Annotated in this window: 8 protein-coding genes and 2 pseudogenes; 3 read left to right on the top strand and 7 right to left on the bottom strand. The window is 71.9% G+C overall.

Translation table 11 applies throughout. The annotated features are described in order from the left end of the window. Nucleotides 1-192, bottom strand: a pseudogene (locus EAO70_RS21690) (thioredoxin domain-containing protein); the annotation flags it as partial. Between EAO70_RS21690 and EAO70_RS21685 the strand changes: the two are divergent. Both EAO70_RS21685 and EAO70_RS21680 read left to right on the top strand, forming a co-directional pair. Continuing rightward, nucleotides 157-1,677 (top strand): annotated as a pseudogene (locus tag EAO70_RS21685) (alkaline phosphatase D family protein); the annotation flags it as partial. The pseudogenes EAO70_RS21690 and EAO70_RS21685 overlap by 36 nt on opposite strands. 347 nt (nt 1,678-2,024) lie before the next feature. Beyond that, entirely contained in the window at nt 2,025-2,987 is a 963-nt protein-coding gene (locus EAO70_RS21680; protein WP_187283978.1) for a zinc metalloprotease, read from the top strand. A 66-nt stretch (nt 2,988-3,053) separates the two neighbouring features. Here the strand turns inward: EAO70_RS21680 and EAO70_RS21675 are convergent, their stop codons facing one another. The 6 genes from EAO70_RS21675 to EAO70_RS21650 all read right to left on the bottom strand — a co-directional run bounded on the left by EAO70_RS21675 (nt 3,054) and on the right by EAO70_RS21650 (nt 8,547). Then, on the bottom strand, nt 3,054-3,623 hold the full coding sequence (locus EAO70_RS21675; protein ID WP_148004512.1) for a dienelactone hydrolase family protein: 570 nt from the start codon (nt 3,621-3,623) through the stop codon (nt 3,054-3,056). Between the two features lie 84 nt (nt 3,624-3,707). Further along, nucleotides 3,708-5,294, bottom strand: a complete 1,587-nt coding sequence (locus EAO70_RS21670) for a Na+/H+ antiporter (RefSeq protein WP_148004511.1) — start codon at nt 5,292-5,294, stop codon at nt 3,708-3,710. Between the two features lie 113 nt (nt 5,295-5,407). Continuing rightward, nucleotides 5,408-5,875 carry a GNAT family N-acetyltransferase gene (locus EAO70_RS21665; protein WP_148004510.1) on the bottom strand — a complete coding sequence of 156 codons (468 nt, stop codon included), beginning with the start codon at nt 5,873-5,875 and terminating at the stop codon, nt 5,408-5,410. Beyond that, nucleotides 5,872-6,813 (bottom strand): RluA family pseudouridine synthase, encoded by a 942-nt coding sequence (locus EAO70_RS21660; protein WP_148004509.1) that lies wholly within the window; start codon nt 6,811-6,813, stop codon nt 5,872-5,874. Before EAO70_RS21660 ends, EAO70_RS21665 begins: the two co-directional genes overlap by 4 nt. Before the next feature lie 52 nt (nt 6,814-6,865). After that, on the bottom strand, nt 6,866-7,483 hold the full coding sequence (gene lspA, locus EAO70_RS21655; protein ID WP_148004508.1) for a signal peptidase II: 618 nt from the start codon (nt 7,481-7,483) through the stop codon (nt 6,866-6,868). Between the two features lie 272 nt (nt 7,484-7,755). Beyond that, entirely contained in the window at nt 7,756-8,547 is a 792-nt protein-coding gene (locus tag EAO70_RS21650; RefSeq protein WP_148004507.1) for a TraR/DksA family transcriptional regulator, read from the bottom strand. Between the two features lie 541 nt (nt 8,548-9,088). Here EAO70_RS21650 and ileS point away from each other — a divergent pair. Beyond that, nucleotides 9,089-12,232: an isoleucine--tRNA ligase gene (gene ileS, locus EAO70_RS21645; protein ID WP_148004506.1), complete on the top strand. Its 3,144-nt coding sequence runs from the start codon at nt 9,089-9,091 to the stop codon at nt 12,230-12,232. Nucleotides 12,233-12,325: the final 93 nt, after the last annotated feature.

Genomic DNA, 12,325 nt, shown 5'->3' with positions numbered 1-12,325 from the left:
CGAGTAGAGCGCCGACTTGTACGACAGGAACGCCTCCGGGCTCACGTCGAGGGCCGCGCCCAGCGCCGACAGGGCGTTCTTCGAGCCCTCGCCCGTGGCCGCGTTGTCGATGAAGGTCGCACCGACGTACTTGATCTTGTACTTGCCGGCCTCGACGTCCTTCTCCACGGCGTCGCCTCCGGCGACCCCCTGCCCGACGGCGTCCTGCTCTGGACGCGCGTCACCCCCACCCCCGAAGCGGTGCCCGGCTCCGGCCTCGGCGCCGACGTCCCGGTCATCTGGGAGGTCGCCGAGGACCGGGGCTTCACCCGGATCGCGGCCTCCGGCACGACCACGGCGAGCGCCGGCTCCGACCACACGGTGAAGGCGGACGTCCGCGGTCTGCGCCCGGCCACCTCCTACTGGTTCCGCTTCACCGCGGGCTCCGCCGTCTCCCCCGCCGCCCGCACCCGCACCACACCGGCCGTCGACGCCGCGGCGCCCGGGGTCCGGTTCGGTGTGGTCTCCTGCGCCAACTGGGAGGCCGGCCACTTCTCCGCGTACCGCCATCTCGCCGCCCGCGCCGACCTGGACGCGGTCCTGCACCTCGGCGACTACGTGTACGAGTACGGCAGCGGGACCTACCCGGACGCGAAGTACACCGTCCGGCGGCACGAGCCGCGCCACGAGATCGTCACGCTGGCCGACTACCGCACCCGGCACGGCCACTACAAGACGGACGCCGACCTGCAGGCGCTGCACGCGGCGCACCCGGTCGTCGCCATCTGGGACGACCACGAGTTCGCCAACGACGCCTGGGCTGGCGGGGCCGAGAACCACACGCCCGGCGCCGAGGGCGACTGGGCGGCCCGGGTCGCCGCCGCTAAGCAGGCCTACTTCGAGTGGATGCCGGTCCGCGCCTCCACCGAGGGCACGGTCTTCCGGCGGCTGCGCTTCGGCAGGCTGGCCGATCTGCACCTCCTCGACCTGCGCTCGTTCCGCTCCGCCCCGGCGAAGGCTGGCAGCGGCGCGGTCGACGACCCGGAGCGTTCCGTCACCGGCCGGACACAGCTCGACTGGCTGAAGTCCGGGCTCGCCGCCTCCGACGCGACCTGGCAGCTGGTCGGCACCTCGGTGATGATCTCGCCGGTCGCCTTCGGCGCGCTGCCCGCCCATCTCCTGGAGCCGATCGCCGAGCTGATGGGGCTGCCGAAGGAGGGGCTCGCGGTCAACGTCGACCAGTGGGACGGCTACACGGACGACCGCAGGGAGCTGCTCGGCCACCTCACCTCGCGGGCCATCCGCAACACCGTCTTCCTGACCGGCGACATCCACATGGCCTGGGCCAACGACGTACCCGTGAAGGCGGCGACGTATCCCCTGTCGGCGTCCGCCGCGACCGAGTTCGTGGTCACCTCGGTGACCTCGGACAACCTGGACGACATCCTGCGCGTGGCCCCGGGGACGCTGTCGGTGGTGGCGGCGGGCGCGGTCAAGGCCGCCAACCGGCACGTGAAGTGGGTGGACATGGACCACCACGGCTACGGCGTGCTCGACGTGACCGCCGAGCGCTCGCAGATGGACTACTACACGGTCTCCGACAAGGCGGACCCGGCCGCGACGACGGCCTGGGCACGCTCGTACCGGACGCGGAGCGGAACGCAGCGTGTCGAGCGGGTGTACCAGCCGGTGCTCTGAGGCCACCATGGCGGCTTTCTAGCGATTCTTTTCGGCCATGATCTCTTCTGTTAACGGGAGATCACATCGCTACGGCGGGTGGCTGGTTTCGGAGATCGAATCCGGACACACCACCCGCCTCCCTCCCCTCCGCTGTTACGTCGGGATCTCAAACTCCGGAAGCAGCGCAAGAATTTCTTCCCGATGTCCTGAATTGCCCACGGAATGATTGGGCTTGATCACTCCTCAACGAGGCCTGACATGGACGCGTAATCTCCCCGGCGTGGCGAGGAAGTTCCTCCCCTCACCCCCCACGAGGAGTCACCATGCGTGCTCTTGTCCGCATATCCCCGCGTATGTCACGCCGGATGCTCGGTACCGCCGTCATGGCCGGAACCCTGGCCATCGCCCCGCTCTCCGCCCCGGTCGCGAGCGGTACCACCACCACGCTGGCCGGCGCGTCCGCCGAGGAGTGCGCCGACGACGCCGGCGCCCTCTCCGGCGCCCGCAAGGCACGCGGCGCCGACGGCCACGCCGCCGAGCCGAACGAGGTCACGGCCGCCAAGGCCGCGGCCATGGACGCCGACTTCCGGAAGAAGCTGTCCGCCGCCCGCTCCGAGGCCCGCCTCAGCGGCTCCGCCGGCAGAGCCGCCGCCGTGGTGAACATCCCCGTCTACTTCCACGTCATCCACTCCGGCACGACGGGCAAGCTCTCCGCGAGCGCGATCACCAACCAGCTGAACGTCCTGAACGCGGCCTACGCGGGCCAGGGCACCGGCAACGTGAACTCCAACTTCCAGTTCACCCTGGCCGGCACCGACTACACGGACAACGCGTCCTGGTACAACCTGTCCTCCGGCTCCTCCGCCGAGAAGCAGATGAAGCAGACCCTCCGCAAGGGCGGCGCGGGCGCGCTGAACTTCTACACCGCCAAGCTGGGCGGCGGCCTCCTCGGCTGGGCGACCTTCCCGTCCTCGTACGCCTCGAACCCGAAGATGGACGGCGTCGTCGTCCTCGACGCCTCGCTCCCGGGCGGCTCCGCGGCCAACTACAACCAGGGCGACACCGCCACCCACGAGGTCGGCCACTGGATGGGCCTCTACCACACCTTCCAGGGCGGCTGCAGCGGCAGCGGCGACGGCGTGGCCGACACCCCGGCCGAGAAGAGCCCCGCCTACGAGTGCCCGACCGGCCGCGACACCTGCACCAACAAGGCCGGGGTGGACCCGATCCACAACTTCATGGACTACACCTACGACGCCTGCATGTACCAGTTCACCGCGGGCCAGGTGACCCGGATGAACGACTACTGGACGGCGTACCGCGGCTGATCCGGTCCCACGCGAACGCGGCCCCCGGGGGAACTCCCCCGGGGGCCGCGCCCGTTCACCCCGGTCCTACAGGCTGTCCAGGAACGCCAGCGCCACCGACCACGTCCGGTCGGCCGACTCCTCGTCCCAGTCGGGCAGCTCCGGGTCCGTGTACACGTGCCCCGCGCCCGGGTAGCGGTAGATCTCCACGTCGGCCCCCGCCCTGCGCATCTGCAGGTACCAGGACGACAGCCAGTCATGCGTCTCGAACGGGTCGGGATCGGCCACGTGCAGCTGCACGGGCAGCTCGTCCACCGCCGCCGACTCCGCGAGGTCCGAGGTGCCGTGGAGGAGCAGCAGCCCGCGCGCCTTCTCGTCGCCCAGCGCCAGGGTCTGCGCGATCGAGGCGCCGAGGGAGAGACCCATGTAGACCAGACCGCGCTCGGAGTACGGGGCGGCGGCCAGGACCGCGCGCTTCAGCAGCTCGTCCTTCCCGATCTCGTCCCGCAGCACCACGCCCTCCTCCACGGTCCCGACCGTCCGGCCCCCGTAGAGGTCCGGGGTCCAGACCCGGTGCCCGGCGGCGCGGAGCCGCTCGGCCGCGGCCTCGACGGAAGGGGTCAGCCCGTAGGCCGAGTGGAAGAGCATGATGTCCATGCCTCCCATCCTGCCACCCGCCCCACGACCCCCCGGGCGCGCACCGAAGGCGACCACCGGAGGCGTCCCCCGCGGCGCGACGCCTCACCGCAGGCTGCGCACGTCCAGCTGCCGCAGCACCCGGTCCACCACCTCCGGGTCGGCGCCCGGCTCGCTGCGCGCCGAGAGCACCTCGTGCCGGGCCGCCGACATCAGCTCCCGCTGGATCCGCTGCACCGCCTTGAAGCGCTTCGTCCGCTCCACGAAGGCGGCCCGCCGCTCCTCGTCGACCATGTCGGGGCTGATCCGCGCCCCGATGTCGTAGGCCCCGCGCAGCAGCCGCTCCTGGACCTCCTCGGGCAGCTCCTCGACCTCCTCGATCTCCTTGAGGCGGCGCTTCGCGGCCTTCGCGGCCCGGATGGCGAGATCCCGCTCCAGGACCCGCTCGGCGTCCGCGTCGGCCCGTACGCCGAGCCGCTTCACCAGCCAGGGCAGGGTGAGCCCCTGGACGACGAGTGTGGCGATGATCACGCAGAAGGCGATGAAGACGATCTCGTCGCGGCCGGGGAACGGCTCGCCGTCCTCGGTGCGCAGCGGGATGGCGAGCGCGAGCGCCACCGAGGCCACTCCGCGCATCCCCGCCCACCACATGACGATGGTCTCGCGCCAGCTGGTCGGGATCTCCTCGTCGACGTCCCGGCGGGTGTGCAGCCGCTTCGCCAGCCAGGTCGCCGGCAGCAGCCAGAGCAGCCGGACGCCGACGACCACCCCGACGACGACGGCGCCCCAGCCGAGCATCTGCCAGCCGCGTCCCTCGGCCACCCCGAAGACGTGGACGAGTTCGAGGCCGATGAGACCGAAGGCGATGCCCGTGACGAGGGTGTCGACGATCTGCCAGAAGGTCTGCCCGGCGAGCCGGCCCATCACGTCGTCGGCGTCGGCCGCGTGCTCCGCGAGGAAGAGCGCGGTGACCAGGACGGCGAGGACGCCGGAGCCGTGCAGCTCCTCGGCGAGGACGTAGCTCACGAAGGGCACGAGGAGGGTGAGCCCGGTCTGGAGCGTGGCGTCGCCGAGCAGCCCGATGAGCTTGTTGGCGAGCCAGCCGAGGCCCAGGCCGACGACCACGGCGACCACCGCGGAGAGGGCGAACTCGCCCAGGGCGTCGGGCCAGGAGAAGGAGCCGCTGACCACGGCGGCGATCGCCACGTGGTAGAGCACGATCGCGGTGACGTCGTTGAAGAGCCCCTCGCCCTCCAGGATCGACACCAGCCGCCGCGGCAGGCCGAGCGAGCCCGCCACGGCGGTCGCCGCGACCGGGTCGGGCGGGGCGACGAGGGCACCGAGCGCGATCGCCGCGGCCAGCGGCAGCCCCGGCACCAGCACGTGCGCGACGGCGCCGACGGCGGCCGTGGTGACGAAGACGAGGGCGACGGCGAGCAGGAAGATCGGCCGCCTGTTGGCCGCGAACTGGCGCCACGAGGTCCGTTGCACGGAGGCGTAGAGCAGCGGCGGCAGCACCAGCGGGAGGATGAACTCCGGCGGGACCTCGACGTTCGGTACGAAGGGCAGGACCGCCAGCCCGATCCCGATCAGGGTCATCAGAACGGGCGCGGGCAGTCCGAGCCGCTCACCGAGCGGAACCGTGAGGAGTGCGCCGAGCAGCAGCAAGAACAACAGGGCCAATTGATCCACGGACACACCCTGTCACGTATGTCCGCTTTCACGGCGACTGCCCCCGTGGCCGTCCCGACGGAGCCCGGAAGGCGGACACGGCGCCGGCCCCGCCCCCCGGTTGCGCCTCCGGCCTACAGAACCCTTCGCATGGCCCGGTGCGGCATGTCCGCGTCCGGGAACTCGGGGCCGTACGCCTCGTAGCCGAGCCGCTCGTAGAAGCCGAGCGCGTGGGTCTGGGCGTGCAGGTCGACCGCGGTCAGCCCGTGCTCGCGGGCCGCGTCCTCGATGCCCCGCACCAGCGCCGCGCCGACGCCGAGACCGCGCGCGGCCTCGGACACCGCGAGCCGGCCGAGCGAGCCCACCGAGGCGTCGGCGCCTGTCCTGCCGACCGCGTCCGCGCCGTGCAGCAGCCGGCCGGTGCCCAGCGGCAGCCCGTCCTCGCGCACGGCGAGCACGTGCACCGCGGTGGCGTCGTACGTGTCGTACTCCAGCTCCTGCGGCACGCCCTGCTCCACCACGAAGACCTCGCGGCGGACCGCGAAGCAGGCCTCCCGGTCCTCGGGGCCGAGCGCCACGCGGACGCTGTACGCGGCGGTCACCGGCTCTCCGACGCGATGCGGTCCAGGGCCCGCTGGAGGTCCTCGGGGTAGGTGCTGGCGAACTCGACCCACGAGCCGTCGCCCGGGTGCTCGAAGCCCAGCCGGACGGCGTGCAGCCACTGCCGGGTCAGCCCGAGGCGCTTGGCGATCGTCGGGTCGGCGCCGTACGTCAGGTCACCGACGCAGGGGTGGCGGTGGGCGGACATGTGCACCCGGATCTGGTGGGTGCGGCCCGTCTCCAGCTTGATGTCGAGGAGCGAGGCCGAGCGGTACGCCTCGATCAGGTCGTAGTGCGTCACGGAGGCCTTGCCGTCCGCGGTCACGGCCCACTTGTAGTCGTGGTTCGGGTGCCGGCCGATGGGGGCGTCGATGGTGCCGCTCATCGGGTCCGGGTGGCCCTGGACCAGCGCGTGGTAGCGCTTGTCGACCGTGCGCTCCTTGAACTGGCGCTTGAGCGAGGTGTACGCGTACTCCGACTTGGCGACCACCATCAGACCGGAGGTGCCGACGTCGAGGCGGTGCACGATGCCCTGGCGCTCGGCGGCGCCCGAGGTGGAGATGCGGTACCCGGCGGCGGCGAGCCCGCCGATGACCGTGGTGCCGGTCCAGCCGGGGCTGGGGTGCGCGGCCACACCGATCGGCTTCATGATCACGACGATGTCGTCGTCGTCGTGGACGATCTCCATGCCCTCGACGGGCTCGGCGACGATCTGCACGGGCGCGGCCGCCCCCGGCATCTCGACCTCGAGCCACGCCCCGCCGCTCACCCGCTCGGACTTGCCGACGACGGAGCCGTCGACCTGGACCTTCCCTTCGGCGGCCAGCTCGGCCGCCTTCGTGCGGGAGAACCCGAACATGCGGGCGATGGCGGCGTCGACGCGCTCGCCCTCCAGGCCATCGGGAACGGGCAGCGTGCGGATCTCGGGACTCGTACTCACTCGTCGAGTATGCCTTGCCCCGGGGTGCTCGGGTCGCGCGCCGGGGGTCCGCTCAGTCCTTGTGGACGGTGCCGTCGGGGTCGAGGCCCCGGAACGACAGGATCACGATGAGGATGCCGCCGCAGACGATCGCCGAGTCGGCGAGGTTGAAGACGGCGAAGTGGGCCGGGGCGATGAAGTCGACGACCGCGCCCTCGAAGACGCCCGGGGAGCGGAAGATCCGGTCCGTGAGGTTGCCCAGCGCCCCGCCGAGGAGCAGGCCGAGCGCGATCGCCCAGGGCAGGCTGTAGAGCTTGCGCGCCAGCCGGATGATCACGACGATCACGGCGACGGCGATGCAGGTGAAGATGATCGTGAAGGCCTCGCCCATGCCGAAGGCGGCGCCCGGGTTCCGGATGGCGTCGAAGCGCAGCCAGTCGCCGATCACCCGGATCGGCTCGCGGCCCTCCAGCTCGGCGACCACGAGCATCTTGCTGCCCAGGTCGAGCAGGTAGGCGAGGACGGCGACGACGAACAGCGCGAGGATCCGGCGCCTGCCCGTCGGACGCTCGGGGGCGGCGGACCCGTCCTCGGGCGCGGCCGTGCCGCCGGCCGGCGTCGCGTCGGAGGCGGCCGGCTCCTCGGCCCCTGCTGAATCCGGCGTACCGATGATGCGCTCCGCCTCTGCCACGTGAGTGAGTCCCTCGACCTCGATGCCTGACCGTGCACCGAGGGTACGGCACAGGCGTACGAGACCGGCAGCCGAGATCACCGCCGCGCCGCACCACTCCGCCCCCTCCCCCGGACCGGGCACGGGGACACCGCGCGGGCCCGCCGAACGGGCCGCGGAGCACCCCGGCCCAGCGACACCCCGGCCCCGGCCCACGGCACCCCGATCCCACAGCGCCCGCCCGGGCCCGCGCCCCCCACCGGTCCCGGCCCACGGCGCCCGCGGGCGCGGGGTCAGCCGCGTCTTTCCTGCCGCTGCTTGTCCTCGACGCACAGCGTGGCGCGGGGGAAGGCCTGCATCCTGGCCTTCCCGATCGGCTTCCCGCACACCTCGCAGAGCCCGTACGTGCCCGCGTCGAGCCGTTCCAGGGCGTGCTCGGTCTGCTCCAGCATCTCCCGGGCGTTGGCGGCCAGGGCGAGCTCGTGCTCGCGGGTGATGTTCTTGGTGCCGGTGTCGGCCTGGTCGTCCCCGGCGCCGTCGCCGGAGTCCCGCATGAGGCCGGTCAGCTCCTCCTGGGAGTGCGCGAGCTCGCTGCGGAGGCGGAGCACCTCGGACTGGAGCTCGTTGCGGGCCTCGGCGACCTCCGCCGGGGTCCAGGGGTCCTCCCCGGGGCGCACCGCGAGCTCGCCGGTCCGGGCGGGAGGCACGGCGGCCTCGTCCCCGGTGGTCGTGACGCCAACCGCGGTCTTCTTCGCTGCCACCGTCCTGGCTCCTGTCTGCTTCTTCGAGGCGGGCGCCTTCGCGGCCGCCTTCTTCGCCGCGGCCTTCTTGGCGGGCGTCTTCCCGGCGGCGGCCGCGGGGGCGACCGCCTCCTCGGCGGCCGCGTCCGCCCCGGCGCTCTTCTGCGCGGCGGTCTTCCGGACGGCGGCCTTCTTCGCGGTGGTCCTCTTGGCGGTGGTCTTCCGCGCGACCGGCGGCGGCTCCGCGACCGTCGTCTTCTTCCCGGCCACGTCCTTGGCGCCCTCCGCCGAACCGGTGGAACCGGCGGCCGAGGGCTTCTTCGCGGCGGTCTTCTTCGCCACCATGTCGCGGCCCCTTCACATTTTGTGATCTTGCTCGCGCATCGTGCTGGGACGATAAATCGGCCCAAGGCCCGCGGCAACGGGGCACGCCGCCGTTCCCACCCGCCCCCGCACCCCTCGGGGCGGGCCTGCCTCCGTTGTGCCCAGCTCCCCGCCGGGTAATCCGTCCCGACCCTCCCCCACATGGCCGCACGTCAAGTCCGGAGCGACCCGTATGGCCATTCGGGTCACGGGAAAACCGGTCGGCCGCCCCACCCCGGGGCCCGTACACTGGTGCTGGCGACAGGCTTGGATGGGGACGAGTAGCGTCGTACGCAGCCATGAGCGACCCGGGGACGGTGAGAGCCCGGGGGCGAGCCCGATGTGAAGCATCACCCCGGAGCCGTCGGAAGAAAGCCGTGGGAGACCCGCGGTGACTAGACCCGGCGTCGCGACCCCAATGAGGGGGCTCAGGGCCGTGTGCCCCGGGCCAAGGAGGGTGGTACCGCGGGAGCAGTGCTCTCGTCCCTCCGACGGAACGACGACATTCCGCCGGAGGAACTCGATGACACCGCCGCAGTACCGCCAGGTGCCCGCCCAGGTCGACCTGCCCGCGATGGAGCACGCCGTGCTCGATTTCTGGCACGACAACAAGGTCTTCGCCAAGACCCTCGAACAGTCCGAGGGACGCCCCGAGTGGGTCTTCTACGAGGGCCCGCCGACCGCCAACGGCATGCCCGGCGCGCACCACATCGAGGCCCGGGTCTTCAAGGACGTCTTCCCCCGCTTCCGGACCATGCGCGGCTACCACGTGGCCCGCAAGGCCGGCTGGGACTGCCACGGCCTCCCGGTGGAACTCGCCGTCGAGAAGGAACTCGGCTTCGCCGGTAAGAAGGACATCGAGGACTACGGCATCGCCGCGTTCAACGACAAGTGCCGCGAGTCGGTGACCCGGCACACCGACGCGTTCGCCGAGCTCACGACCCGCATGGGCTACTGGGTCGACCTGGACGACGCGTACCGCACGATGGACCCCTCGTACATCGAGTCGGTCTGGTGGTCGCTGAAGCAGATCTTCGACAAGGACCTCCTCGTCCAGGACCACCGGGTCGCGCCCTGGTGCCCCCGCTGCGGCACCGGCCTCTCCGACCACGAGCTGGCCCAGGGCTACGAGACGGTCGTCGACCCCTCGGTGTACGTCCGCTTCCCGCTGACCTCCGGCCCGCTGGCCGGCAAGGCCGCGCTCCTGGTCTGGACGACGACCCCCTGGACCCTGGTGTCCAACACGGCGGTCGCCGCCCACCCCGAGGTGACCTACGTCGTCGCCACCGACGGCGACGAGCGGGTCGTCGTCGCCCAGCCGCTGGTCGAGAAGGCCCTCGGCGAGGGCTGGGTCACCACCGGCGAGTCCTTCACCGGCGCCGAGATGGAGCGCTGGACGTACCAGCGACCGTTCGAGCTCATCGACTTCCCCGCCGAGGCCCACTACGTCGTCAACGCCGAGTACGTGACGACCGAGGACGGCACCGGTCTGGTCCACCAGTCCCCCGCCTTCGGTGAGGACGACCTCAAGGTCTGCAAGGCGTACGGCCTGCCGGTCGTGAACCCGGTCCGCCCCGACGGCACCTTCGAGGAGGACGTGCCGCTGGTCGGCGGCGTCTTCTTCAAGAAGGCCGACGAGGCCCTCACCGCCGACCTGGACGCGCGCGGCCTGCTCTTCAAGCACATCGCGTACGAGCACAGCTACCCGCACTGCTGGCGCTGCCACACGGCGCTGCTGTACTACGCGCAGCCGTCCTGGTACATCCGTACGACCGCGGTCAAGGACCGCATGCTCGCGGAGAACGAGCGGACGAACTGGTTCCCCGACTCGGTCAAGCACGGCCGCTTCGGCGACTGGCTCACCAACAACGTCGACTGGGCGCTCTCCCGCAACCGCTACTGGGGCACCCCGCTGCCGATCTGGCGCTGCGAGGAGGGTCACCTGACGTGCGTGGGCTCGCGCGCCGAGCTGACCGAGCTGACCGGCACCGACCAGTCCCAGCTCGACCCGCACCGCCCGTACATCGACGCGGTGACGTTCGGCTGCCCCGCGGACGGCTGCTCGCTGGAGGCCACGCGCGTCCCCGAGGTCATCGACGCCTGGTACGACTCGGGCTCGATGCCGTTCGCGCAGTACGGCTACCCGTACGAGAACAAGGAACTGTTCGAGTCCCGCTACCCGGCGCAGTTCATCTCCGAGGCGATCGACCAGACCCGCGGCTGGTTCTACACGCTGATGGCCGTCGGCACCCTCGTCTTCGACAAGTCGTCCTACGAGAACGTGGTCTGCCTCGGCCACATCCTCGCCGAGGACGGCCGCAAGATGTCCAAGCACCTGGGGAACATCCTCCAGCCGATCCCGCTGATGGACCAGCACGGCGCCGACGCCGTCCGCTGGTTCATGGCGGCCGGCGGCTCGCCGTGGGCGGCGCGCCGGGTGGGCCACGGCACGATCCAGGAGGTCGTCCGCAAGACCCTCCTGACGTACTGGAACACGGTGGCCTTCCAGGCGCTGTACGCCCGGACCTCCGGCTGGGCGCCGAGCGCGGCGGACCCGGCCCCGGCCGACCGCACGGTCCTCGACCGGTGGCTGCTCTCCGAGCTGAACACGCTGGTCGCCGAGACGACCGAGGCGATGGAGTCGTACGACACCCAGCGCACCGGCAAGCTGATCTCCGCCTTCGTGGACGACCTCTCCAACTGGTACGTGCGCCGCTCCCGCCGCCGCTTCTGGCAGGGCGACAAGGCGGCCCTCCGCACCCTCCACGACGTGGTGGAGACGGTCACCCGGCTGATGGCCCCGCTGACCCCGTTCATCACCGAGCGGGTCTGGCAGGACCTGGTGGTGCCGGTGACGCCGGACGCCCCGGAGTCGGTCCACCTGGCGACCTGGCCGGAGGCGGACACGGCGCGGATCGACCGGACGCTCTCCGAGCAGATGCTGCTCGTCCGGCGCCTGGTCGAGCTGGGCCGGGCGACGCGCGCGGAGTCGGGCGTGAAGACCCGCCAGCCGCTCTCCCGGGCCCTGGTGGCGGCGACGGGCTTCTCAGCCCTGTCGCCGGAGCTTCGGGCCCAGATCACGGAGGAGCTGAACGTCAGCTCCCTGGCCTCCCTGTCGGACGTCGGCGGCTCGCTCGTCGACACGACGGCCAAGGCGAACTTCCGGGCGCTGGGCAAGCGTTTCGGCAAGGGCGTCCAGGACGTGGCCAAGGCCGTGGCGGCGGCGGACGCGGCGCAGCTGTCGCTGGCGCTCCGCTCCGGCGAGGCGCTGCTGACGGTGAACGGCGAGGAGATCACCGTCACCCCCGAGGAGGTCATCATCACCGAGACCCCCCGCGAGGGCTGGTCGGTGGCCTCGGACGCGGGCGCGACGGTCGCCCTGGACCTGGAGATCACCCCGGAGCTCCGCAAGGCGGGCCTGGCGCGTGACGCGATCCGGCTGATCCAGGAGGCGCGCAAGAACAGCGGCCTGGACGTGGCGGACCGCATCGCGCTGCGCTGGACCTCGACGTCCCCGGAGACGGCCGAGGCCCTGACGGCCCACGCGGACCTGATCGCGGACGAGGTCCTGGCGACGGACCACGCCCAGGGCGAGGCGGACACGACGTACGGCGCCCCGTTCACGGACGAGCCCCTCGGCCTCACGTTCCACCTCCGCAAGGCGTAACACCCCCGAAGGGCCCGGCTCCCGTGCGGGAGCCGGGCCCTTCGTCATGCCCGCACGGGCGGGGGCGGGACGGTCCGGATGACGGATACGGCA

This window comes from Streptomyces sp. adm13(2018), assembly GCF_008042145.1.
Lineage (GTDB): Bacteria > Actinomycetota > Actinomycetes > Streptomycetales > Streptomycetaceae > Streptomyces.
This window is presented reverse-complemented; position numbering and strand designations above follow the sequence as displayed.